Here is a 24,222-nt window from a genome sequence, read left to right on the forward strand (position 1 = left end):
GTTGCCTCCTAAATTCATAATCATAGGACTGTGTTTTCAGTAACACAGTCCCAAATATTCTAGCATATTTTCCGAATTAGCGCTCGCTGACTGGAACATATTTTTGCATGCCTGGTCCAACATACTCTGCACGTGGACGGATTAGGCGGTTGTTAGCATATTGCTCTAAAATATGAGCTACCCAACCAGAAGTACGTGATACTGCGAAAATTGGTGTGAATAGGTCATGATCAATACCTAAAGAATCATACACTGACGCAGAGAAGAAGTCTACGTTTGCAGGTAATTTCTTTTGTTCTACGATCATGTCATGGATTTTAACTGACATTTCATAAAGCTCTGGTTTACCAGTTAGCTCAGTTAATTTTTGTGACATTACACGTAAGTGTGGTGCACGTGGGTCGCCTTTGCGGTATACGCGGTGACCGAAGCCCATGATTTTTTCTTTGTTATCTAATTTATTTTGAATATAAGATTCAACGTTTTCAAGTGAGCCGATTTCAGTTAACATTTTCATAACTTGCTCATTTGCACCACCATGAAGTGGTCCTTTTAATGCACCGATAGCTGCAGTTACACCAGAATAAACATCTGATAATGTAGCTACACATACACGTGCTGTGAATGTAGATGCATTTAATTCGTGGTCAGCATGTAATACTAATGCTTTGTCGAATGCTTCAACTTCGATTGCTGCTGGTTCTTCACCTTTAAGCATGTATAAGAAGTTTGCTGCATATCCTAATTCTGGTTTTGGTGCAACTGGCTCTAAACCTTTACGAACACGCGCAAATGCAGTAACTACTGTTGCAATTTTAGCTTGTAAACGGATTGCTTTACGGTAGTTAGCTTCTGTATCCATAACATCCGCTTCTTCATCGAATACACCAAGTAAAGATACTGCAGTACGTAGTGCAGCCATTGGATGTACAGTTGAAAGTGGGTATGTTTTGAATTGATCTACGATTGCTTGTGGAATAGACATGTTGTCTGCCAATTGTTGTTTTAATTCAGCTAGCTCGTCCGCTTTTGGTAAACGAGTATGCCATAATAAATAAATTACCTCTTCGAATGACGCATTCTCTGCTAAATCATCAATGTTGTAACCAACATATGTAAGTGTGTCATCGATAATTGAACTGATTTTAGATTCCGCTGCTACGATACCTTCTAAACCTTTAGTTGCTGACATAAATTATCGCTCCCTCATAATATATTTTTTTGTGGTAAATGCAATTATTAGCTCGCATTTACGTTTTTTGCTCATATGAACCATTAAGTTAATCGCTTACATTGCTATTATAATCATTTTTGACAGCTTTGTGAATGAAAAACCTCCGAATAAAGAAAAAGGTGCACGAGCGATTATAAATGGGCTTCAAAGAGATTCTTTTGCATATTTCAATATTGATTTATCAATTGAAACGGGGTGAATTTGTAAAAATGAGGAATATTAAATTTTTTTCATACGAAAGAACTACAAGTGCTTTGTTTTTTATATTCTATTTAGTGATATTGTGGTTCGTATTACCTGTATCACTTGCGATATTTTTGTCTTTTTCTACTTATCCTATCATAAAATTCCTTCACTCTTATTGTAAAATCACCTATTGGCTTGCAGCAATTATTGTGGAAGCACTTATACTAGCTTGCGTTTTTCTTCTCGTTATCATATCGATAAACAGTATTATTCTTGTCTTCCCTGAAATCAGAGATACATTGCAAAATTTCCCACTTTTCAATGAATATGAATCAATGTTCATTCAAGTTTTAAAGGAAAAATCGCTTTCCATTTTCGATTCAATCTTTTTATATACAGCTAATATTTTCCAACTATTCATGAAGCATGTAATTGAAGTATTTATATTCCTTGTTGCTTACTATTTCGCCCTATTGGAAACTCGCAAATCCCGATATTGGTTTTTTCAATATGTGCCAAAAAAATTCCGCAATGAATGGCAGAAGCATTTTTCTAAAATAATGCAGCTATTTCATTACTTTTTGTACGTGGAGTTTCAGCTATTCACGATTACACTGCTCATCCTTTGTGCGGGATTTATGATTCTCCAATTTGAACAAGCCATCATTAAAGCTTTTATAGTTGCATTTGCAGATGTACTTCCGTTCTTTGGGATTGGGGTATTTCTTGTACCTATGAGCATTTATTTTTACTTAAAAGGCAATACCTTTTTATGTGTAGCTATTTTACTTTTGTATCTCTTCGTTCAATTAACAAGGCAGCTAGCTGAATCCATGCTTTGGTCAAATACATTACAATTACGTACATTCCATACTTTTTTCATCAGTGCTGCCTCTATTTTATTATTTGGTTTTTACGGCATCTTACTGAGCCCTATATTTTTATTTTTGGCGGTTAAACTAAAGGATAATGCTATTTTTGAACGATGATAAATTGACCTTTTTTCATTTTTTTCCGCATCCAATAATAAAAGATTGGCTGGAACATTTTGCGAGAAAAAGGCGTGAGCAGTAATAAACCAACAAGATCTGTTATAAAACCTGGTAATGCTAGAAGTACACCACCACTGAAATTTAATACTGTGTCAACTAATACTGGTCCCGGAGCTTCTCCGCGTGCTATCGTATTTTTTACCTTTTGTACAGAATTCATACCTTTATTTTTCACTATATAAATACCTATAATACTCGTAGCGACTATAAGCAATAATGTATTTAGAACACCAATATTTTGACCAATTACTATTAATAACGCCAACTCGGCTAATGCATAGACAATGAAACCAAGAAAAACTTTTCTCATATTTTTCTCCTTTCTAGCTAAAAAAAGCTATACCTTATATACGTTATTATAGCCCAATAAGTTTCATTAAAAAAACAATGGGTCCTATTTAAGAGATGACGACGCTATTCTTTTTATAGTAAATCTCGTTCCATGAGAGAAAGGGAATAATTTTTATTTAGTAAAGTAAGTTTAAACTAGGCAAAATTAGCTCATCACCATAACGCGGGGTTGATTTCCGTTCCGGCTGGGCGCTTTCCTGAGGGCGTCCAGCCTCCACTCAAATCAACTTATACACACGACATACTTTTTAACAAAATGTCATCCCTAGATTTCGTTGAAAGACCGCAATTACTTCTTTACTATAAGAAAAGCTCTAGTGCAAATAAGTTGCACTAGAGCTTTTTATTATAGATTAAAGAACACTTGCATGCCCTTTGTAAATAACTCCTGTTTCAGCATCCATTGTAATTTCTTGACCGTGGCGAATCAATGTAGTGGCTTCTTTTACCCCGACGATAACAGGGATACCAAGGCTTAGTCCTACAACCGCTGCATGACTTGTTAGCCCGCCCTCTTCTGTAATCAAACCAATACAATTTTCAAGTGCTGGCATCATATCACGATCGGAACCAACCGTTACTATAATGCATCCGTCTGTGTCATAAGCTAGTGCCTCTGCTGCATTTTTAGCAACAACTGTTTTACCTACTACAGAAGCTTTACCGATTCCTTGACCACGAGCTAATAAATCGCCGATGATGTGTACCTTCATTAAGTTAGTAGTACCTGCTTCACCTACTGGTACACCTGCTGTAATGACAACTGCATCACCATGCGTTACAAATCCATGTTTCAAGCTTTCATCAACAGCTAGCTCTAAAATTTCATCTGTTGTCGTAACTCGTTGACAAACAACTGGGTTCACACCCCAAACTAGTGTTAATGCGTGAGCTGTATTAGCTGAACCTGTTACAGCGACAATCGGTACACCAGGACGATATTTTGCAATCATTCTAGCTGTGTTACCACTTTCTGTTGGTGCAAGTACTGCCTTTACGCCTAAGTTAATCGAAGTGTATGCTACTGCCTGAGAAATCGCCTCCGTCATATTTGCCTCTTTTTCACGACTACGTGTAGAGACGATTGCCTTATAGTCTAATGAATTTTCTGTACGCAGTGCGATTTTATTCATTGTTTGTACGGACTCTACTGGATAAAGCCCTGCTGCAGTTTCACCAGAAAGCATAATTGCATCTGTACCATCAATAATTGCGTTTGCTACGTCACTAGCCTCTGCTCGTGTCGGACGTGGATTACGCTGCATCGAATCTAGCATTTGTGTAGCTGTAATAACTGGTTTACCTACTTGATTACATTTTAAAATTAATTTCTTTTGTACAAGTGGTACTTCTTCTGCTGGGATTTCTACACCGAGGTCACCACGTGCTACCATTAATCCATCTGAAACTAAGATGATTTCATCGATATTATCGACACCCTCTTGGTTTTCGATTTTCGGGATAATTTGAATGTGGCTACCGCCATTTTGTTCAAGTAATTCTCGAATTTCTAGTACATCCTTTGCTCGACGAACGAACGAGGCTGCAATAAAGTCAACACCTTGCTTACTACCGAATAGAATGTCCTGTGCATCTTTTTCTGTAATTCCAGGAAGTTGTACAGAAACACCTGGAACGTTAACACCCTTTTTATTTTTTAAGACACCTGAATTTTCTACAATCGTATGAATAAGACCTTTTTCCATATCTTTTGCTAATACGCGTAGTTGAATTAGTCCATCATCTAATAAAATAATGGAGTTTTGTTCAACGTCTTCGATTAAACGATCATACGTTACAGAGAAGCTTGACTCCGTTCCTTCCACTTCAGTCATTGAAATATCAATGACTTGCCCTGCTGCTAAATGCAATTCTCCGTTTTTCATATTGTGTGTACGAATTTCAGGGCCTTTTGTGTCGAGTAAAATCCCAACTGGTTTCCCTAATTTTTGTGCTACTTCGCGAATTAAATTAATACGTACTTCATGCTCCTCATGGGAACCATGCGAAAAGTTTAAGCGGGCAACATTCATACCTGCTTCAATTAGTTTCTCTAAAATTTCTGGTGACTCACTTGCTGGACCAATTGTACATACGATTTTTGTTTTTCTCATTTTCTGCCCACTCCGTTTTTATAACAAATTATATTGATAGTTCTTTCATTAAAGTATATAAGCTTACATCTGCCTCATGATTTTTTTCGAAAGCCTCAGGCATATCATAGTCAATCACTTGATGATTACGGATACCTACCGCCCTGCCAGACTTTCCTTCCATTAGCAATTCAACTGCATGTGCACCAAATTGACTCGCTAGAACACGATCACGCGCAGTAGGTGAACCACCACGTTGGATATGTCCAAGAACAGAAACACGCGTTTCTTTTCCTGTTTTTTCATATAATAGCTTTGCCAATTCGTTACCAGACATGACACCCTCAGCGACGATAATAATGCTATGCTTTTTCCCGCGAGCTGCACCACGGTCTAAGCGTGCCACAATATCATCCAAATTATAATCTTCTTCTGGAATTAAAACTGTTTCAGCTCCAGCTGCAAGACCTGCCCATAAAGCAATGTCCCCTGCATCTCGCCCCATCACCTCAACGATAAAGGAATTTTCATGGGAAGTTGCTGTATCGCGGATTTTATCAATAGATTCCACAACCGTATTTAGTGCAGTATCGAATCCTATCGTATACTCGGTTCCTGGTACGTCGTTATCAATTGTTCCTGGTACGCCAACAACAGGAAAGCCTTTTTTCACTAAATCCATAGCTCCACGGTAAGAACCATCACCGCCAATAACGACTAGTCCTTCAATGCCAGCTTCACGCATATTGTCAATGCCTCGCTGCTGAACAGCGTCTTCTTTAAATTCGGGACATCTTGCAGAATTTAAATGTGTACCACCACGTTGAATAATGCCACCTACCGAACCTAAATCAAGATTTTCCATACTTCCTTTTATTAAGCCATCATAGCCGTGCTTAATTCCGACAACATCAATTCCATGATATGCTGCCTTACGAACGACTGCACGAATAGCTGCATTCATTCCTGGCGCATCTCCACCACTTGTTAATACCGCAATTTTTTTCATTGTCGAACCTCCTGCAGATACTATTATTATTCACATTAACATGAAAAAACAAACTATGTAAGGGTTCTGAGGCTAGAAAAACATAACTTTTACATAAAAAATAAAAAGAATGCGCTTTCACACACTCTTTCTAGTCAAAAACATCCTAAATTTAACATTTATTCCTTATTTCTCGTGCTATTCACTCTATTTTTTTTTATTAATACGAATCACAATTTTTAACTATTTTCGAGCAAATTTACATATCCAAAAACCTAAAACTGTAATTTAAGCTTCTGTATATTGTCCAATCTTTCTGAATTTCTCATAACGGTCCTCAATTAATTGTTCGCCATTTAAAGAGCTCAATACTTTTAGTGTGTCACTTATACATTCTTTTATATAAAGTGCTTGCTTCGCTACATTGCGATGAGCTCCACCTGTTATCTCAGGGATAATTCCATCGATAACGCCAAGCTCTTTTAAGTCAGGTGCTGTTATACGCATTGCTTCTGCTGCTTGCTTTCCTAGGCTACCATCACGCCATAAAATCGATGCAGCCCCTTCCGGCGAGATAACCGAATACGTTGAGTTTTCTAACATAAAGACACGATTCGCTACACCTAATGCAATCGCACCTCCACTACCGCCTTCTCCAATAACAATACTAATAACTGGCACTGTTAAGCCCGCCATTTCAACTAGATTTCTGGCAATCGCTTCACTTTGACCTCGTTCCTCAGCAGCCTTACCGGGATAAGCACCTTTCGTATCAATAAAACAAATAATTGGGCGCTTAAATTTTTCGGCCTGTTTCATTAAACGTAATGCCTTACGATATCCTTCTGGATGTGGCATACCAAAATTCCGACGAATGTTTTCTTTCGTTGATTTTCCGCGTTGATGTCCAACAATTGTTACTGGCTGACCTTCAAAAAGAGCAATTCCTCCAAGAATAGCCGCATCATCACCAAACGTACGATCACCATGTAACTCAATAAAGTTTTCACACATAGCCTCTATATATTGTAATGTCGTTGGTCGTTCTGGATGTCTAGCAACCTGTACACGATCCCACGGCTTCATATTGGCATAAATGGATTGTTCTAACTGTGTTAGACGTGTTTCTAAAGTTTCGATTTCGCCTGTCATATCTACATCTGCATCGGCAGCAATCGTTTTTAACTCATCAATTTTTTCACGTAATTGTACTACTGGTTCTTCAAAAGCTAAATTTTTAGACATGTTGCACGCCGCCTTTCGTATGCATTTTCACAAGCACTGCTACTTGGTTTCGTAAATCTTTTCGATGGAAGATGGCATCAAGCTGACCATGAGCTAATAAAAATTCTGCCGTTTGGAAATCACTTGGCAGTTTTTCTCTTACTGTTTCTTCAATGACACGGCGACCAGCAAAGCCAATCAATGCTTGTGGTTCAGCAATATTAATATCTCCAACAGAGGCAAAGCTTGCAGAAACGCCACCTGTTGTAGGATGCGTTAAGATAGAAATAAACAATAGCCCTTCATCGCTATGGCGTTTTAATGCCACACTCGTTTTTGCCATTTGCATTAATGATAGAATACCTTCTTGCATGCGCGCTCCACCACTAGCAGTAAAGATAATAAATGGTAGACGTAATTCAGTAGCTTTTTCAACTGCGAGTGTGATTTTTTCTCCGACAACTGAGCCCATTGAGCCCATACGGAAATGAGAATCCATAATTGCTACAACAATTTCTTCTCCGTCCAGGGTACCTAAACCAGTCATCACAGCTTCGCTTAATCCCGTTTTTTGTTGATCTGCTGAAATTTTTTCTACATAAGCAGGGAAATTAAGAGGGTTACTTGTTTGTAAATGATCGTCAATTGAAACAAATGAACCTTCATCTAAAAAATCCGCTACGCGCTCCTGCGCTGTCATTTTGAAGTGATGGTCACATTTTGAACATACTTTATGATTTTTTTCTAATTCCTTCGTTAATTGAATATGACGGCATTCTGGACATTTTGTCATAAGTCCTTCTGGAAATCCCTTTTCTTGTCCATCCTCTTTCTTTTTAGTAAATAGGCTGCGAATTGCCATGTTTGACTCCCCCTTTGTTGTCTAATTACTTCGTACAGTTTTCATCCACTGCTCGTAAGCTTGTAATGCTTCTTTTTCATAGCCAAGCTGCATCGATTTCAACATAGTTTGAATGATTAATTTTTCTTCTTCTGTTGAGTTTCGATTTAAACGGTCACCGTCATAAACTGCTAACTGAAACCATACTTTTAGTGAAAGACGATTTCCTGACGTGATTATTATTTCCCGTAAAACGTCTCGACAATTAATCGCGCTTTCTATCTCAAGCTTTACAAAAAAACTTTCCCACACAGGTAGTGTTCTCAGAGTCTCTGTACAACTTATTACGCGAATGGCTTCCTTTTCATGAATTTCTCGCGTTAATTCGACATCCTTTTTTGATTTTTCATCTTCTAATATAAACATCGACAATATTTCTACGAGCTGATGCTTTTGTGTGGAAGCTAGGAATGTACCTCCCCCATGTCTCGTTTCAATAAGACCTAACAACTCTAAGCTTCGCAATGCCTCTCTCACGGAGGATCGCCCGACACCTAGACGTTCTGAAAGGACTCGTTCGGAAGGTAGCTTTTCACCAGCCTGTATTTTTTCCATTTTAATAAGTTGTCGTAATTGTTGGACGATATCTAAAAAAACTTTCTTTTGTTCGGTTTTTTTATCCATACGATCAACTCCTCGTTCTATCAATTTCGCCTTGGCCTAATTGTTGCTGTCGCTTCGCTTTCGCACAGAAAACATTTGTTGCTGTCGCTTATCCTTCGCTCAGATAATCAATACGTCCAAAGGCTTGGGCCAACATGATGTTGGTCACTCGGTCGTTGCCACAGGACGTGGCGTTCTTAGACTGAGTTCCTCTATTTCAGTAAGTGTTTGGATACCTAACTAAACCCACCACCTTCAGAAGATGGCATCTCCTACCGAATGAAGATAAAAGTGGTCTGACCACTTTTTAACATTGACTCTAGCTTACAAAATAATTATTAAAAAGTAAAGAAAAAACTGCATAAAAATTTATGCAGTTTCTATAATTTTCTTCAATTTCATATTCTTTTCGTCGTCTGTGCATGTTTTACTTTCACTTGAGGTTTACCAAAGCGTCTTTCAAGCGTTCCTTCAATGTAAAGCAATTCATCTTCGAGTAACAGCTCTTGAACAAGATGAAAGACTTGCGGGAATAAGGTTACAGATACCGTTCCAAACTCATCCTGAAGCTGAACAAAAGCCATTTGCTCGCCTTTTTTTGTGCGTATTTTTTTTATTTCTTCTATTATGCCAATCATTTTTACATACGTTCCCTCACGAGCATGCTTCAACTCTCGGCATGTACTATTTACTTCATTCCAAAAAGCTCTTTCCTCTGAGACCGGATGTGCAGAAATATAAAAACCAAGACTTTCCTTTTCATGAAGTAATTTTTCCTTTTGTGGCATCGCTTCCGCTTCCATATACTTCGGCTTACCGAAGCTAAAGGCAGTAGCCGATTCTATATCAATATCCTCAGTTGGTCTTAGCAGCTCAGCTTGCTTTAAGGCTGCCTCCAATGTTGCTATTAGTACAGCACGATCTTTCCCTATATAATCGAGAGCTCCGGCGAAAATTAAAGCTTCCATTACTTTTGGTTTAAATTGCTGTGCACTTAAGGCAACTGCCATGTCAAATAAATTATCAAATGCTTCTACATTCGTTTGGCGTAAGGCATTCACTGTCTCTATAAATGTATGAGGTACACCCTTTATTCCGGATAAACTATAGCGAATTCCATCCTTTTCAACAGTAAAAAATTTTGTACTCTGTTTCAATGACGGTGGATAAAATGGAATCCCCTTCTCTTTCGCCTCACTCACAACCTGTAGGATTTTCTCCACATTTCCTGTTGCGTTTGATAAAAGTGCTGTATAAAAGCTTTGTGGGAAATGTACTTTTAAATAAGCCATTTGGTAGGAAATAACGCTATATGCGACAGCATGGCTTTTAGGGAAACCATAGTCTGCAAAGCGCACAATTAATGCATACACTTCTTCTGCCACATGAACGTCAAAGCCTTGCTTCATTGCTCCCTTTACAAATGCGGCACGTTGCTCCTCTAATACTTGACGATTTTTCTTACTTACCGCCCGACGCAGTAAGTCCGCTTGTCCCATCGTAAAACCAGCCATCACCGAAGCAATTTGCATGATCTGTTCTTGATAAACTATGACACCAAACGTCTCTCGTAAAATGGGCTCTAAAGCTGGATGTGGCATAGTAACAGATTCCCTTCCTGCTTTTCGTCTTGCATATACAGGAATAAAATCCATCGGACCAGGGCGATATAACGCGTTGACTGCCACTATATCTAAAAAATGATTTGGATGAATATCACGTAAAGCTTGCTTCATACCTTCCGATTCTAATTGAAAAATCCCTAGTGTATCTCCCTTTTGAAGAAGTTCAAATGTCTTTTCATCTTGCATTGGAATAAGCTCAAACTCTATCCAAGGACCACCAGCTTTATAAATCGACCAACGTATCTGCTCTAAAATTGTCAGGTTGCGCAATCCTAAAAAATCCATTTTGACAAGTCCACTAGCTTCTACATCTCCCATCGGCCATTGCGTACAATATATTCCATCATGTCCTTCTTCAATCGGTATCGTATTGACTAATGGTGCAGGTGACAGCACAATCCCAGCCGCATGAGTAGAAGAATTTCTTGGCAACCCTTCTAGTTTTAACGCCACTTCAAACCAGCGACGATGTTTTTCATCCTCGGCTAGCCAGCCTTGTAAACCTTGTGATTCGGCCAGTGCTTTTTGCAATGTTATCCCAGGTTTATTCGGAATCATTTTTGAGATTTTCTCCAATGTTTCAGTGTCAAAACCAAAAACACGGGCAACATCTCTAGCAACTGCCTTAGCAGATAAAGTACCAAACGTAATAATTTGCGCTACATTTGCCTTCCCATATTTTTGAGTGACATAATGGATAACTTTTTGTCTTTTACTGTCGACAAAATCGATATCTATATCTGGCAGTGTAACACGTTCAGGGTTTAAAAATCGTTCAAATAATAAGCCGTAAACTAATGGATCTACTTGCGTAATAGATAAGCTATAAGCAACAAGAGAACTCGCCGATGAACCACGACCAGGACCTGTTAAAATACGATTTTCTTTAGCAAAACGCATGAAATCTGCAACAATTAAAAAATAATCTGCAAAGCCCATTGAACAAATAGTTTCAAGCTCATATTGAAGTCGCTCCCGATAAACTTGAGGAATTTCAGTTTGCTTTAAACGTTCTGCCAATCCTGCAAAAACCTCTTTGACAAGCAAGCTTTCCGCCGTTTCCTCTGTTGGAACAGGAAATTTAGGCATTTGAACGTGCATTTCAGGAATTTCCGCCGTACAGCTAGCAAGCATCATCGCACTAGACTCAAGCCATTCTGGATGATCAGCAAACCAACTTCGCCATTCCTCTTTCGTTGGAGCGAAATAACCTTGTAAATGAGCTGATAACATTGTGTCGGTAATCTTGTCACCTGAATCTATCGCTCTTGCAACCTCAAAGGCAAAATGATCTTCTGGGCGTAAAAAATAGCAGCTCTGAGAGGCAACCAGTGTTATGTTCATAGTTTCACACCATGCTACATACGTTTCCTCTTTTTCAGTTATCATCCCTGCAGGTCTTGCTATCCCCATAAACAAATGCTTACCAAACACCTTGTTTAGAGCACTTGCTACTTCTGTCCAATCCTCAATTTCTATTAAGTCATCCGAAGAAAGTAATGCCACACAGCCCGCTGCATATCCTTCAAGCCATTTCCACGGAAGTGTCTCATCCTCTCTAATCGAAACTGCACTACTAATCTTCAAAAGATGCTGATAGCCTTCTAGCGTCTGAGCATAGAGCACAAGTGGAACCTTTCTTGCTTGCCACTGTACATTTATCGTGAGCCCTAATACAGCATGAATGTTCGCTTGCTGCAATGCTTTACAAAAAGGCAAAAGCCCGTACAATTTTGAATTGACGATTGCACAGGCCTGAGTATTTTGCTCTTGTAAAAAAGGGATCAATTGTTCAAGCCGAATCGTACTTTTCAATAAATCCGCACTCGTATGCATTTTCGTGTATACATGTGTCAAATGAATCCCTTCCTTTCTAGGTATTAAAAAATGTTAATTTCAAAGCTTTATTATTATGGTAGAAGCACGTTCTTATTCTATTGAGTTTACAAATCATCGCCAAATATTGGATAATCACCATAATGAGAGGTTGATTTCCGTTCCGGCTGGGCGCTTTGTAGCTGACGCTTCGCTTTCGCACAGAGCAGAGCTTCCTGGGGGCGTCCGATGAGCCGCTTCGCTTCGCTGCAGGGTCTCATCTGTGACGCTAATCCCCAAGGAGTCGCCCAGCCTCCACTCCAATCAACTTATATATGGCATACGTTTAACAAATGTCATCCATAAATTTTAGTGATGAGCCCAAATAATCATGTTTATTGATATGCCTTACAAATTTCCTGTAATCTCGTTATAACATGCTCTGCTTCTTCCCATGTGTAAGCTGTAGCCCCAGATGCAAGCGGATGTCCTCCACCGTTAAATTCCTTCGCCAAAGTGTTAATGATAGGACCTTTTGAACGTAAACGCACACGAATTTGATCGGCCTCTTCAATGAAGACCACCCATGCACAAATACCTTTCACACTTCCAAGACAGCCAACTAACAGTGACGCCTCTGACGGTACAACATTGAATTCTGCCAGCAATTCCTTTGTCAGCTTGATATGTGCTGCTCCATACTCATCCATTTTGAAATTTTGATAAATATAGCCCTGTAAATTTAATAGCTTTTGCTCCATTTCATACATTCCATCGAAAATTTGATTTCGATCAAAATTATATGTAATAAGCTCTCCTGCAATTTTAAACGTTTTTACGGTCGTGCTAGGGAATTGGAAACGTCCTGTATCCCCTACAATACCGGCAAATAATAATCTAGCGGAGGCATCAGGTAGAATCCAGTTTGCTACTTGTTTTCCTTCCTCAAAAAGCTCATAAATCATTTCGCTACATGAGCTCGCATTCGTATCCACCCAAAGTAAATCGCCATACGGATCATCATTTGGATGGTGATCTATTTTAATGATCATTTTACCTTTTGTATAGCGTTGATCGTCTACACGTTCAGTATTAGCCGTATCTGTCACAATAACTAAAGCATCGTCGTATTTATCATCCGTAATATGATCTGGATTTGCTAAAAATGATAAAGATTCATCATGCTCACCTACAGCAAAAACCTTCTTTTCTGGATAATTTGCTAAAATAAGCTCTTTTAACCCTTGCTGAGATCCATATGCGTCTGGATCTGGACGCACATGGCGATGAATAATGATTGTTTCATATGAAGCAATTGTGTCGATGATTTGTCTTTTCAAATTAATTTCCCCCAAAATGATAGTAATAACCGTTAGCATTTTTCTTTAATTATCGTTACAATAATGACTAGTTATGCTAGGAGGTTTACTATGCTCAATTTAATATTTGTGTTTACAATAATCATATCATTTGTTTTTTATTTTTATTTTAAAACAAAACAGTTTCGTTCTTCACTACCAATCGCTAAAAATTGGTACAAAAGTAAAGCTAATGTAAGTTTCGGTGCATTTATTCTTTTATTTGGTTTAAACCAAGCCTATTTATTCCCTGGGTTATATACATTTATTATTGTAGCAATTCTTGTCGTTTTAGGCATCTTTGTTGTTATGGAAAATATTAAAAGGGTTCGTCACTACGGTCAATTTGTTGACGAAGAGTACCGAATTAACCAATAAATAATCAAATATGCCTCCGACGGGTGTTTGGACACCCGCTGAAAGAAGTGAAAGGGATGGTCTAGCATTTACCCTAGACCATCCCTTTTTGTGTTTTCTTAACGTTCCAGTAGTTGGAACATCATCATAGCCTTCCCAACAAGCATTTGTTGATTAAACACTTCGAAGTCCATTTTCACAAACTTACGACTCATGTCTAATATTCGAGGCTTTACAGTAAGTGTACTTTCCATTTGCACAGGCTTGATGAAATAAATCGTCATGTTTTCGGCAACTGCATCCCCACGTTTACGGCGTTTTAATGCGAATGAGCCAACTTCCGCTAACAAAGTTGTAAATGCTCCATAAGAAATTGCCCCATATTGATTTGTCATTTGTGGTGTTACTTTAAATTCTACGATTAATTCTTCATCGCCAAGTACCTTCATCTCGTTTTTCACTAAATCATCAATCGTTTCACCATGCTGCGGTTGTCTTTGAGCAAGCTGAAGCGCTTTTAGTACATCTTGTCGACTAATCACACCTTGCAAAACATTGTCATCATCAACAATTGGTAATAGGTCAATCCCTTCCCAAATCATACGATGTCCTGCAGAGGCAACGCTCATTTTCATCGATCCAGCAATCGGATTTTTAGTCATAACCTTATCAATAAGCTCGTTTTCTTCTCGACCAATAACGTCTTTTACGGTAATCATCCCAACAAGCTTATTGTTTGCTGTCACAACAGGAAATGCACCATGAGTTGTTCGTTCATTTAACTTATGGAAATGTTGAATTGTTTCATCATTTCGAAGAACAGAAGTATCCGTCATTGGCACAAAAATATCTTCAATAAATAAAATATCTTTTTTGATTAATTGGTCATAAATTGCACGGTTAATCATTGTTGCCACAGTAAAGGTATCATAGCTTGTTGAAATGATCGGTAAGTCCAAAGAATCTGCGAGTAACTTGTTTTCCTCGGTTGTATCAAAGCCCCCTGTAATTAAAACAGCTGCACCAGCTCGCAGTGCATTTTCATGTGCTTTAATACGGTTACCAACGATGAGCAAGCTTCCTGCATCTGTATAACGCATCATATCTTCTAATTGCATGGCACCAATAACAAATTTCGTTAACGTTTTATGTAGACCTGTTTTTCCGCCTAAAACTTGGCCGTCTATAATGTTAACTATTTCAGCGAAGGTTAATCGCTCAATATTTTCTTTCTTTTTCTTCTCAATACGAATTGTTCCAACACGTTCAATAGAGCTTACTAAACGGCGATTTTCCGCTTCTTTAATGGCACGGTATGCCGTTCCTTCACTCACTTGCATTTCCTTTGCAATTTGACGTACTGAAATTTTATCACCCACGGGTAATGATTCGATGTATTGCAAAATTCTCTCATGTTTTGTAGACAAAATATCACCTATTTCTCAAGCATCAAATTCTGCTCTTAGTGTACCATATTTTTTATAAAAATATTTAATATAAAGTGATGAATTTGTTTTACTTTTCCCATCGTTTCAACTACGCACGTGGTGCCAACTCATATAGTACAGCAGTGTCACTAATTAGGAACAGTTTACTTTTTCACCCGCTTTTAATATTTGAACCTCTGCATTTTGCACTAAATCCGCAAAAATTTGTGGATCCTGCTCGATTGGAGGAAATGTATTGTAATGAACTGGTACGACAATTTTCGGCTTCAAAAATGAAACTGCACAAGCTGCATCTTCTGGTCCCATCGTAAAATTGTCACCAATTGGTAAAAACGCAATATCAATAGGATGGCGTTCTCCAATTAATTTCATATCACTAAACAAAGCTGTATCCCCTGCATGATAAATTGTTAATCCTTCGATAAATAATAAAATTCCAGCAGGCATTCCCATATAAATAATTTCATTATTTTCTGTTACATATGACGAACCGTGGAACGCTTGAGTAAACTTCACTTTACCAAAATCAAATTCCTTAGCTCCCCCTATATGCATTGGATGCGCTTTCACTCCTTGCCAAGAAATCCAATTGGCTAGCTCATTTGGTGCAATGACCAGCGCATCTTTTTTCTTCGCAAGCTCCACTGTATCACCGACATGATCATTATGGCCGTGTGTCAGTAAAATGATATCTGGTGCTTCATCAGCTACCTTTAAATCTGTTAGCCCATTCCCATTAATGAATGGATCTATTAATATTGTTTTCCCATTTGATTGAATTTTAACAACTGAATGTCCATGATAACTAATTTCCATCTAAATTTCCTCCTAGCAGTACATATTGTGCTACATCATTTTTATTCGCTATCCATGCGATTTTTCCCTTTTTTTGATATGCTAGTACAGAGAATAATAGATTCTTTCCCAACAGAGGTATACCTTGTAGGAAACAATTATTCATTCCGTTGAAGCCCCATACCGGGGAGGCTATAAATTTAGCCAAGCACTTGAAATTTTTTTCAATGCAAAAAGAGGAGGAACTGTGTATGTCAAAGGTTGAAGAAATTCAAAACTATTTACAACAAAACCAAATTGATGCCGCTTTCGTAACGACACCTGACAATGTTTTTTACGTTTCAGGCTTTAAAAGTAATCCGCATGAGAGATTACTTGGCGTGATGATTTTTAAAGAGGCAGAACCTTTTTTAATTTGCCCCAAAATGGAAATCCCAGATGCGAAGGATGCAGGTTGGCCTTATGAGGTCATCGGTCACCAAGATACTGAAAATTCAATGGAAGTTCTTGCCCAAGCTATTAAAGCTCGTAATGTTAACCCACAAACGTTTGCTATTGAAAAAGCTCAGCTCATCGTAGAGCGTTTAGAAGCCCTACAACAATCATTCCCACAGGCAAGTTTTGTTCGTCTCGACGAAAAAATCAATGCTATGCGAGTAATTAAAGATGAAACTGAATTAGAAAAATTACGTAAAGCTGCAGAACTAGCTGACTATGCTATTGAAATCGGTTGTAAAGAAATCGCTGAAGGCAAAACAGAAATGGAAATCTTAACTGCGATCGAAAACGCTATTCAGGATAAAGGCTGCAAGATGTCCTTTGAAACAATGGTATTGAGCGGTCCCAAAACAGCTTCTCCACACGGTAAACCAGGTGCTCGAAAAATAGAAAAAGGCGATATGATATTATTCGACCTTGGCGTAATTTACGACGGTTATTGTTCTGACATTACACGTACGGTTGCCTTTGGTGAACCTAGTGAGGCACAAAAGGAAATCTACAACACAGTACTATCAGCTAACACAAATGCAATTGCAGCTGTAAAACCAGGTGTTCGCGCAATGGATTTAGATAAAATCGCTCGTGATACTATCGCAGACGCAGGCTATGGCGAATATTTCACACACCGACTTGGTCATGGACTCGGCATTTCTGTACATGAATTCCCTTCTGTTACAGGCGCAAACGAAATGACTATGGAAGAAGGCATGGTCTTCACAATTGAACCAGGTGTCTATAAATCCGATGTGACAGGTGTCCGTATTGAAGATGATGTAGTCGTAACAAAAGACGGAGTAGAAGTACTAACAAAATTCCCTAAAGATTTGATTGTACTGTAATTGAAAATATTTACTCAGGTAAAATGAAACTTTAATCAGTGGGGATTTTCTTCATCCTCACTGATTATTAGTCTTCACCAATCGGGCTTTTACGGGCAGTTAATCTCCACCTTACTTTACATACATAAAACATTTGTAGCTGACGCTTCGCTTTCGCTACATAAAATATTTGCTGAAAGAAGTTAAATTAATGCTCCTTAATGCGAAATAAAAAGGAAGCAACCATTATAGCAGTGGTGCTTCCTTTCGTTATGTTCATTTATTATTTTTCCAAATAATCAAGAGTTGCCTGTCCTAAAACATTTGCTGCAATGCGGAGCGAGCGTTCATCAATATCAAATTTAGGATGGTGATGAGGATATACCTCCGTCCAAGAAGGGTTTTGTGCACCTACAAAGAAGAATGCACCTGGTTTTTCTTCTAAATAGTAAGCAAAATCTTCTCCCCCCATCGTAGGATCGACAATTTCAACAGCTTCGACAATAGATATCTTTTCGGCTGCCTTGATAACATGCTCAGTTTCTGCTAGATGATTCACAACAGGTGGATAGCCTCTACGGTATTCATATTCATACTCAGCCTTTGTTAAATAGCAAGTAGCTATTAGTACTTCTTCAATTTCTTGTTCAAGGAGATCACGCTCTTCGTTATGAAATGTACGGACCGTTCCTTTCATATACACTTTATCTGCTATAACGTTAAATGGGTTGAGTGCCTCAATATGTCCAATTGACACTACAGCTGGGCGCAGCGGATTTACTCGGCGTGCTACAAGCTGTTGTAAATTCGTAATAAATTGTGCAGCTAGTACAATCGAATCTTTCGTTTCATTTGGAGTAGAGCCATGCCCACCCTTCCCTTTGATTGTTATATCAATAGAATCTGCCGCAGCCATAAATGGTCCAGATGCAATTTGCACTTTACCAAGTTCTGCAGGAGCCCATAAATGCGTCCCGAAAATAACATCAACACCTTCTAGACAGCCATCCTCAATCATAGACTTTGCTCCACCTGGCGCTAATTCTTCAGCGTGTTGATGGATGAAAACAATCGTTCCTGCTAAATCTGCTTTCATTTTGTTTAATGCCTTCGCTAATACAAGAAGTGTTGCTGTATGACCATCATGCCCACAAGCGTGCATTCGACCCTTGATTTTAGATTGGAATGGTAGCCCTGTCTCTTCCGTAATTGCTAATGCATCGAAATCTGCCCGAAGTGCCACTGTTTTACCTGGTTTGTCCCCAATAAGCTTTGCGACAACGCCGTTACCCCCTACGCCTTCTCGCACCTCATGTCCTAATGCACGATGAAACGCGGCAATTGTTTTAGGGGTTTCTACCTCTTCAAAAGAAAGCTCTGGATTTTCATGAAAATGACGACGCAGTGTAATCATTTCCTCCTCAAATTGTTCAAGTAATGTTGAAAGCTGTACGTGTTGTGCAATCATTCAAACCCCTCCTATTATTATCAATTATGCCTTGTCCTAATTGCATCACTCAGTCGTTCCCACAGGACGTGGCGTTCTTAGAGTGAGTTCCTCTATTTCAGCAAATGTCTTTTGTACCGAAAGCGTAGCGACAGGTACAGGTGTTTGGACACCAGCTGAAAAGTAACTTAAATCCGCATTCATCTCACCACCTATAGAGGTGGGATTCTGTTACTTAATGAATATTAATGTAATCTCCTGGTCCAAGTGGTAATCCCAATAAGAACCAAATGGCAAATAATATAATCCAACCAATCGCAAAGAATATAGTATATGGGAATAACGCCGAAATTAGCGTTCCGATTCCGATATTTTTATCGTAACGTCTTGCAAATGCTAATAAAATAGCAAAATATGCAAGCATCGGTGTAATAGGATTTGTAATCGAATCTCCTACCCTATACGCTACTTGTGTAACTGCTGGTGAATAATCAAGATACATAAACATAGGTACAAAAATCGGCGCTAATAATGCCCATTTTGCAGAGGCACTCGCAATCAGTAAATTAACGAGTGCACAGATCACAACAAATCCAATAATCATTGGTAAACCTGTGAAATTCAATGCCTGTAAAAATTCTGCTCCTTTAATTGCAACAATTGAGCCAATATTACTCCAGTTGAAGTAAGCAATCATTTGAGAAGCAACAAATGCAAGTACGATAAACGATGACATATCTGCAATTGATTTAAATATTTTTTCTGCTACATCCTTGTCACTCTTAACCTCTTTTGCTGCAATACCATATGCCAACGCTGGTAATAGGAAAAAGAACAGCATAATTGGTACAATACCCGTCATAAATGGTGAATTTAAAAAGCCGCCTGTTTCAGGATCTCGTAGTAGACCGTTTGATGGTATAACTGTATATGCAATAATTGCAGAATATATAATAGCAACAATCCCTGCCCACCTTAAACCACGCATCTCTAGCGGTGTTAATGGTTCGAGTACGCTAATTTCTCCTTTATAATCGCCAAAGCGGGGTTCTGTAAACTTTTTTGTCACCCATGTACCGATAAATATTAAAACAAATGTTGAAGCAATTAAGAAATAGTAGTTCATTGTAGCGCGACCTGTATAATCTGGATCTACAATACGAGCAGCGGATTCTGTAATACCTAATAATAATACATCGAGTGAACTAATTAATAAATTTGCACTAAAGCCACCAGCAACAGCCGCATACGTCACAATTAAACCTACTAAAGGGTTACGTCCTATACTCATAAAAATAAGTGCCGCCACTGGAGGTAAAATAATGAAAGCCGCATCTGCAGCCAAATTGCCCACTAAACCTGTTAAAATAATCACTGGTACAATCAATTTCTGAGGTGCGCTCATAACAGTCTTTTTCATAATCGCAGAAATCAGACCTGTCTGTTCCGCCAAACCAATTCCAATCATTGACACAATAACTAAGCCAAGTGGCGGAAATCCTGTGAAATTACTTTGCATTTGTGTAACGATTAAAATTAAGCCCTCTCGACTCAATAAATTAACGACCTCTATCGTTTCATTCGTTCCTGGTTTTACAGCCGAAATACCCATAGCATCTAAAACCCAAGATAAGATGAGTACTAATAATGCCATAATAACAAATAATGTAATCGGATCCGGCAATTTATTACCAGTACGTTCAATTGTGTCGAGCATCTTATCGACAAACGATTTTTTTTGAGTTATTTCATGTTGCATACATATTTCATCCTCTTTAACTTTCAATAATTTATCTAAAACATCAATTAATTTAAATATTCTGTTTTTTGTATGTACTAAACGATTCACTATACGCTCTTTTAAAGGGAGGAAATCTATTAGTATTGGAATATTATATTGAAATGCTAGAATAATAAGGGAGCGTATCAAATTGAACCGCTCCCTTATTTGCATTTATTGAATTAATTCATCAACATTTATATATGGTAGACCTTGAGAATCTGCAACAGCCTTGTAAACAAGATGTCCATCTATAGTATTAACACCTTTTTTCAGTGCTGCGTTTTCAACACATGCTTGTTTGTAACCCTTATTCGCAATTTGAAGTGCATAAGGAATTGTATTATTTGTTAAAGCAATTGTTGATGTACGTGGTACAGCTCCTGGCATATTTGCTACTGCATAATGCACAACTCCGTGTTTTACATAAGTTGGATCATCATGTGTCGTTACTCGATCAGATGACTCAAAAATACCGCCTTGGTCAATAGCAATATCGACTACTACTGAACCTGGTTGCATTGACTTAATCATTTCCTCAGAAACAAGCTTTGGTGCTTTAGCTCCAGGAATTAAAACTGCCCCAACTACTAAATCTGAGTTTTTCACTGATTCTGCAATATTATAAGGATTGGACATTAATGTTTGAACATCACGGCCAAATAAATCTTCTAATTGACGTAAACGCTCTGGGCTTAAATCAATAACCATTACATCAGCACCCATTCCGACAGCTATTTTCGCCGCATTAGTTCCAGCTATACCGCCACCGATCACTGTAACTTTACCGCGTGGTACACCGGATACGCCTCCTAGTAAAATACCTTTACCTTCATGGTTTTTCTCTAAAAATTGTGCACCAATTTGCGTTGCCATTTTACCGGCAACTTCACTCATTGGTGTTAAAAGTGGTAAGGAACCATTTGCTAATTGCACTGTTTCATATGCAATCCCTACAACTTTTTTATTTAAAAGTGCCTGCGTTAATTCAAGCTCTGGCGCTAAATGTAAATAAGTAAATAAGATTTGACCTTCATAGAAGTAATCGTATTCTGATGCTACGGGCTCCTTTACTTTCATAATCATTTCTTGTGCCCATGCTTCTTTTGCTGTCTCAACAATATGAGCACCTGCAGCAACGTAGTCTGCATCTGTAAAGCTTGAGCCTAAACCTGCTCCAGATTCAATGTACACTTCATGGCCTGCATTTGTTAATGTAACAACCCCTGCTGGTGTCATGGCTACACGATTTTCATTGTTTTTAATCTCTTTTGGAATACCAATCTTCATCTTCCCTATCCCCTTCCATTACCTAAAAAATAAGCACATTTTGTTACATACTCTTCGATGTATTGATGCACCCCTTGCATTTCCATATTACCAAACATAAACAAAAAATGCTTTAATTAAAATAATAATAGATAAAATTCCTAATATTCTAACAATGGTAAATATTCCAATTAACAAGTTGGTAATTTTCCAACATACAAAAATATAAGTTTATTATCGATTGATAAGAGATTTCCTGAAGAATGCCTTGTAAGAAACAAAAAAATGCTTTTTGATAGTAATATTTATTGTTGGGGTGAATGTAAATGCCTTCACTTCTTCACATTTTTTCTTCCGGAAAGTATTTCCTTTAGAAAATCATTTGGTATAATCAACATATACAAATCTGGGAGGTAATTCAAATGGCTAATAAATATAAAAGCATTGTAGTTGCAGTAGATGGTTCTAAGGAAGCTGAATACGCTTTCCGTAAATCGATTGATGTAGCAAAACGTAACGAAGGTGCTGTATTAAATTTAGTAAATGTTATTGACACACGTTCATTCGCTGCAATCGAAGCATACGATCGTTCAATTGCTGAGCGTGCTCAAGCATTCTCTGAAGAGCTATTAAATGGTTACAAAAAACAAGCTGAAGAAGAAGGCTTAACAAATGTTAACCTTGTAATTGAATACGGCTCACCAAAAAATATCATTACAAAAGAGCTTTCTAAAATTGTAGACGCAGACTTAATCATCTGTGGTGCAACTGGTCTAAATGCAGTAGAACGCTTCTTAATCGGTTCAGTATCTGAAGCAATTGTACGCTCAGCTAAATGTGACGTACTTGTAATCCGTACACCTGAAATTTAATTTTGTCTTACATAAAAGGTATCCAATTTCGGATACCTTTTTCTTATTGTTGAAAAACTATTATGTAATGATATTAAAGTTCCTATTAAATAAAGTATGGCTCTTCTGCAAAACGAGGGGTTGATTTCCGTTCCGACTGGGCGCTTTGTAGCTGACGCTTCGCTTTCGCTACAGAAAACATTTGTTGCTGACGCTTCGCTTTCGCACAGAGCAAAGCTTCCTGGGGGCGTCCGATGAGCCACTTGGGCCAACACGAGGTTGGTCACAAAGGCGTTATCACAGGACGTGATGGTTTTAGCCTTCGTTCCTCTATCGCTGATCCTCAAGAAGTCGCCCAGTCGTAACGAAGATCAACCAATGCACTTATTCTTTTATCAACAAACTAAAGAAGTATATTTTAAAGCAAAATTAAAAAATTTCACATTAGAAAAGCGCGAGAAATCATATTTCAAAATTGATTTCTCACGCTTTTTAAGGTTTTTGACCGGTTTTGCCCCAGCCTGTTTTATGCTTATTTCCCTTCTTGCCACATCTTCACTTTTTCAAAGAACATAGCAAGAGCTTGTTTATTTTGCATGTTTGGTACTTTTGCTAACAGTACTTCTTTTGGAGCATTGAATTCCTTACCTTGCTTTTGCAAAATGACAATGCTCTTTTCAAGTGCTTTATTGGCGAACATTGTATCTGGTAATTGAATAATCGCTTGAATCCAAGCATGCTTTTGAATGTATTTATGCAGTTGTTTCGACTGCTCAGACTCGAAGAGATGGGTTGGTGCTAAGAAAAATAAATAGCCTCCATCCTTCGTGTAATTAATGGACTGCTCAATAAATAAGTGATGTGCATAACTCATTCCTTCTGAAGCGCATAGTTCATAATCTAATGCGATATCTTCATTCGGATAATACCCGACCGGTAAATCACAAACAACAGCATCTGCAGGATTTACTAATAAATCTTGTAAAGCATCTTGACGGAATAAGGAAACTGGCTGCTCTGTCAAATCAGCTGTAGCTGCAGCTATACGAATAAGTAGCTCATCAACTTCTACACCTGTTGCTTCTGTTTTTCCGTCTAATAAATTCATAACTGTTAATAGTAAATTTCCTGTACCTACTGCTGGATCTAAAATAGATATTTTTTCTGTTTCTAGACGCTCCGCAAATAGTTGCTCCACAAAATAACCAACTAATAACCCAAGAGTATCAGGTGTCATTTGGTGATTCGGCTGAGAACCTTTTCTCATCCCCTTTAAAACAGCAATTTGAATCGCTTTGCGCACATCTTCCTTTGTAGCACCTTCTTGTGAAAAATTAACTTCCCCATCTAGCCATGCCTCTAAGCCATCTAAAATACCTTCTAGCAATGTAACATTATGTTCTTTTTCTATTTTTTCAGCATGTTCATTTAGCATACCAAATAACTTTTCGATATTTTCCATACACAACTTCCTTTCACGCAGAAAAGAGCCGTGACAAAAACTTGTCACAGCCCCTTTGTCTAGT

Annotated in this window: 20 protein-coding genes; 4 read left to right on the plus strand and 16 right to left on the minus strand. The window is 38.2% G+C overall.

Annotated features, from left to right (window positions below):
- Positions 1 to 76: 76 nt before the first annotated feature.
- On the minus strand, positions 77 to 1,192 hold the full coding sequence (citZ, locus tag ABH966_RS03270) for a citrate synthase (RefSeq protein WP_370075677.1): 1,116 nt from the start codon (positions 1,190 to 1,192) through the stop codon (positions 77 to 79).
- A gap of 251 nt (positions 1,193 to 1,443) precedes the next feature.
- On the opposite strand from citZ, the gene ABH966_RS03275 reads away from it, so the two are divergent.
- Positions 1,444 to 2,409, plus strand: coding sequence for an AI-2E family transporter (locus ABH966_RS03275; RefSeq protein WP_370075679.1), 966 nt, complete (start codon positions 1,444 to 1,446; stop codon positions 2,407 to 2,409).
- Here ABH966_RS03275 and ABH966_RS03280 read toward each other — a convergent pair.
- From ABH966_RS03280 to ABH966_RS03315, 8 genes are all read right to left on the minus strand, one after another.
- On the minus strand, positions 2,393 to 2,782 hold the full coding sequence (locus ABH966_RS03280) for an FxsA family protein (RefSeq protein ID WP_370075681.1): 390 nt from the start codon (positions 2,780 to 2,782) through the stop codon (positions 2,393 to 2,395). The two genes, ABH966_RS03275 and ABH966_RS03280, sit on opposite strands and share 17 nt — an antisense overlap.
- A gap of 394 nt (positions 2,783 to 3,176) precedes the next feature.
- Entirely contained in the window at positions 3,177 to 4,937 is a 1,761-nt protein-coding gene (gene pyk, locus ABH966_RS03285) for a pyruvate kinase (protein WP_370075683.1), read from the minus strand.
- A gap of 28 nt (positions 4,938 to 4,965) precedes the next feature.
- Positions 4,966 to 5,925: a 6-phosphofructokinase gene (gene pfkA, locus ABH966_RS03290; protein WP_370075685.1), complete on the minus strand. Its 960-nt coding sequence runs from the start codon at positions 5,923 to 5,925 to the stop codon at positions 4,966 to 4,968.
- Between the two features lie 267 nt (positions 5,926 to 6,192).
- Complete coding sequence (locus ABH966_RS03295) at positions 6,193 to 7,149, minus strand: acetyl-CoA carboxylase carboxyltransferase subunit alpha (protein ID WP_370075687.1); 957 nt, start codon at positions 7,147 to 7,149, stop codon at positions 6,193 to 6,195.
- Positions 7,142 to 7,990, minus strand: coding sequence for an acetyl-CoA carboxylase, carboxyltransferase subunit beta (gene accD / locus ABH966_RS03300; protein WP_370075689.1), 849 nt, complete (start codon positions 7,988 to 7,990; stop codon positions 7,142 to 7,144). Before accD ends, ABH966_RS03295 begins: the two co-directional genes overlap by 8 nt.
- A 21-nt stretch (positions 7,991 to 8,011) precedes the next feature.
- Positions 8,012 to 8,653 (minus strand): FadR/GntR family transcriptional regulator, encoded by a 642-nt coding sequence (locus ABH966_RS03305; protein ID WP_370075691.1) that lies wholly within the window; start codon positions 8,651 to 8,653, stop codon positions 8,012 to 8,014.
- Positions 8,654 to 9,030: 377 nt separating this feature from the next.
- Positions 9,031 to 12,114 (minus strand): DNA polymerase III subunit alpha, encoded by a 3,084-nt coding sequence (gene dnaE, locus ABH966_RS03310; RefSeq protein ID WP_370075693.1) that lies wholly within the window; start codon positions 12,112 to 12,114, stop codon positions 9,031 to 9,033.
- Between the two features lie 353 nt (positions 12,115 to 12,467).
- On the minus strand, positions 12,468 to 13,412 hold the full coding sequence (locus ABH966_RS03315; RefSeq protein ID WP_370075695.1) for a DHH family phosphoesterase: 945 nt from the start codon (positions 13,410 to 13,412) through the stop codon (positions 12,468 to 12,470).
- Positions 13,413 to 13,502: 90 nt separating this feature from the next.
- Here ABH966_RS03315 and ABH966_RS03320 point away from each other — a divergent pair, with 90 nt between their 5' ends.
- The gene (locus ABH966_RS03320) at positions 13,503 to 13,808 is read left to right on the plus strand and encodes a YtpI family protein (protein ID WP_370075697.1); all 306 of its coding nucleotides are present in this window, start codon (positions 13,503 to 13,505) and stop codon (positions 13,806 to 13,808) included.
- Positions 13,809 to 13,906: 98 nt separating this feature from the next.
- Here the strand turns inward: ABH966_RS03320 and ABH966_RS03325 are convergent, their stop codons facing one another.
- Together ABH966_RS03325 and ABH966_RS03330 are read right to left on the minus strand one after the other, a co-directional pair.
- Positions 13,907 to 15,214 (minus strand): DRTGG domain-containing protein, encoded by a 1,308-nt coding sequence (locus tag ABH966_RS03325; RefSeq protein ID WP_370075699.1) that lies wholly within the window; start codon positions 15,212 to 15,214, stop codon positions 13,907 to 13,909.
- A 153-nt stretch (positions 15,215 to 15,367) separates the two neighbouring features.
- The gene (locus ABH966_RS03330; RefSeq protein ID WP_370075701.1) at positions 15,368 to 16,051 is read right to left on the minus strand and encodes a metal-dependent hydrolase; all 684 of its coding nucleotides are present in this window, start codon (positions 16,049 to 16,051) and stop codon (positions 15,368 to 15,370) included.
- Positions 16,052 to 16,281: 230 nt separating this feature from the next.
- On the opposite strand from ABH966_RS03330, the gene ABH966_RS03335 reads away from it, so the two are divergent.
- Complete coding sequence (locus ABH966_RS03335; RefSeq protein ID WP_370075703.1) at positions 16,282 to 17,370, plus strand: M24 family metallopeptidase; 1,089 nt, start codon at positions 16,282 to 16,284, stop codon at positions 17,368 to 17,370.
- 262 nt (positions 17,371 to 17,632) lie between these two features.
- On the opposite strand, the gene ABH966_RS03340 is transcribed toward ABH966_RS03335, so the two are convergent.
- The 4 genes from ABH966_RS03340 to ald all read right to left on the minus strand — a co-directional run bounded on the left by ABH966_RS03340 (position 17,633) and on the right by ald (position 21,866).
- Entirely contained in the window at positions 17,633 to 18,817 is a 1,185-nt protein-coding gene (locus tag ABH966_RS03340) for an amidohydrolase (protein WP_370075705.1), read from the minus strand.
- 45 nt (positions 18,818 to 18,862) lie between these two features.
- On the minus strand, positions 18,863 to 19,000 hold the full coding sequence (locus ABH966_RS03345) for a hypothetical protein (RefSeq protein ID WP_370075707.1): 138 nt from the start codon (positions 18,998 to 19,000) through the stop codon (positions 18,863 to 18,865).
- Positions 19,001 to 19,031: 31 nt separating this feature from the next.
- Positions 19,032 to 20,555 carry an AbgT family transporter gene (locus tag ABH966_RS03350; protein ID WP_370075831.1) on the minus strand — a complete coding sequence of 508 codons (1,524 nt, stop codon included), beginning with the start codon at positions 20,553 to 20,555 and terminating at the stop codon, positions 19,032 to 19,034.
- Positions 20,556 to 20,750: 195 nt separating this feature from the next.
- The gene (gene ald, locus ABH966_RS03355; protein WP_370075709.1) at positions 20,751 to 21,866 is read right to left on the minus strand and encodes an alanine dehydrogenase; all 1,116 of its coding nucleotides are present in this window, start codon (positions 21,864 to 21,866) and stop codon (positions 20,751 to 20,753) included.
- A 401-nt stretch (positions 21,867 to 22,267) separates the two neighbouring features.
- Between ald and ABH966_RS03360 the strand changes: the two genes are divergently transcribed.
- Positions 22,268 to 22,717, plus strand: a complete 450-nt coding sequence (locus tag ABH966_RS03360) for a universal stress protein (RefSeq protein WP_100544912.1) — start codon at positions 22,268 to 22,270, stop codon at positions 22,715 to 22,717.
- A gap of 511 nt (positions 22,718 to 23,228) precedes the next feature.
- Here the strand turns inward: ABH966_RS03360 and ABH966_RS03365 are convergent.
- A complete protein-coding gene (locus ABH966_RS03365; RefSeq protein WP_370075711.1) occupies positions 23,229 to 24,158 on the minus strand; it encodes a class I SAM-dependent methyltransferase in 930 nt (309 codons plus the stop codon).
- Positions 24,159 to 24,222 lie beyond the last annotated feature (64 nt).

It is taken from the genome of Lysinibacillus sp. RC46, assembly GCF_041262385.1.
In the GTDB taxonomy this organism is placed as follows: Bacteria; Bacillota; Bacilli; order Bacillales_A; family Planococcaceae; genus Lysinibacillus.

What these genes read in the sequence shown, in the direction of transcription:
- citZ (WP_370075677.1), bottom strand. Translation starts at nt 1,192, where the DNA reads ATGTCAGCAACTAAAGGTTTAGAAGGTATCGTAGCAGCGGAATCTAAA.
- ABH966_RS03275 (WP_370075679.1), top strand. Translation starts at nt 1,444, where the DNA reads ATGAGGAATATTAAATTTTTTTCATACGAAAGAACTACAAGTGCTTTG.
- ABH966_RS03280 (WP_370075681.1), bottom strand. Translation starts at nt 2,782, where the DNA reads ATGAGAAAAGTTTTTCTTGGTTTCATTGTCTATGCATTAGCCGAGTTG.
- pyk (WP_370075683.1), bottom strand. Translation starts at nt 4,937, where the DNA reads ATGAGAAAAACAAAAATCGTATGTACAATTGGTCCAGCAAGTGAGTCA.
- pfkA (WP_370075685.1), bottom strand. Translation starts at nt 5,925, where the DNA reads ATGAAAAAAATTGCGGTATTAACAAGTGGTGGAGATGCGCCAGGAATG.
- ABH966_RS03295 (WP_370075687.1), bottom strand. Translation starts at nt 7,149, where the DNA reads ATGTCTAAAAATTTAGCTTTTGAAGAACCAGTAGTACAATTACGTGAA.
- accD (WP_370075689.1), bottom strand. Translation starts at nt 7,990, where the DNA reads ATGGCAATTCGCAGCCTATTTACTAAAAAGAAAGAGGATGGACAAGAA.
- ABH966_RS03305 (WP_370075691.1), bottom strand. Translation starts at nt 8,653, where the DNA reads ATGGATAAAAAAACCGAACAAAAGAAAGTTTTTTTAGATATCGTCCAA.
- ABH966_RS03320 (WP_370075697.1), top strand. Translation starts at nt 13,503, where the DNA reads ATGCTCAATTTAATATTTGTGTTTACAATAATCATATCATTTGTTTTT.
- ABH966_RS03330 (WP_370075701.1), bottom strand. Translation starts at nt 16,051, where the DNA reads ATGGAAATTAGTTATCATGGACATTCAGTTGTTAAAATTCAATCAAAT.
- ABH966_RS03335 (WP_370075703.1), top strand. Translation starts at nt 16,282, where the DNA reads ATGTCAAAGGTTGAAGAAATTCAAAACTATTTACAACAAAACCAAATT.
- ABH966_RS03340 (WP_370075705.1), bottom strand. Translation starts at nt 18,817, where the DNA reads ATGATTGCACAACACGTACAGCTTTCAACATTACTTGAACAATTTGAG.
- ABH966_RS03345 (WP_370075707.1), bottom strand. Translation starts at nt 19,000, where the DNA reads ATGAATGCGGATTTAAGTTACTTTTCAGCTGGTGTCCAAACACCTGTA.
- ABH966_RS03350 (WP_370075831.1), bottom strand. Translation starts at nt 20,555, where the DNA reads ATGCAACATGAAATAACTCAAAAAAAATCGTTTGTCGATAAGATGCTC.
- ald (WP_370075709.1), bottom strand. Translation starts at nt 21,866, where the DNA reads ATGAAGATTGGTATTCCAAAAGAGATTAAAAACAATGAAAATCGTGTA.
- ABH966_RS03360 (WP_100544912.1), top strand. Translation starts at nt 22,268, where the DNA reads ATGGCTAATAAATATAAAAGCATTGTAGTTGCAGTAGATGGTTCTAAG.
- ABH966_RS03365 (WP_370075711.1), bottom strand. Translation starts at nt 24,158, where the DNA reads ATGGAAAATATCGAAAAGTTATTTGGTATGCTAAATGAACATGCTGAA.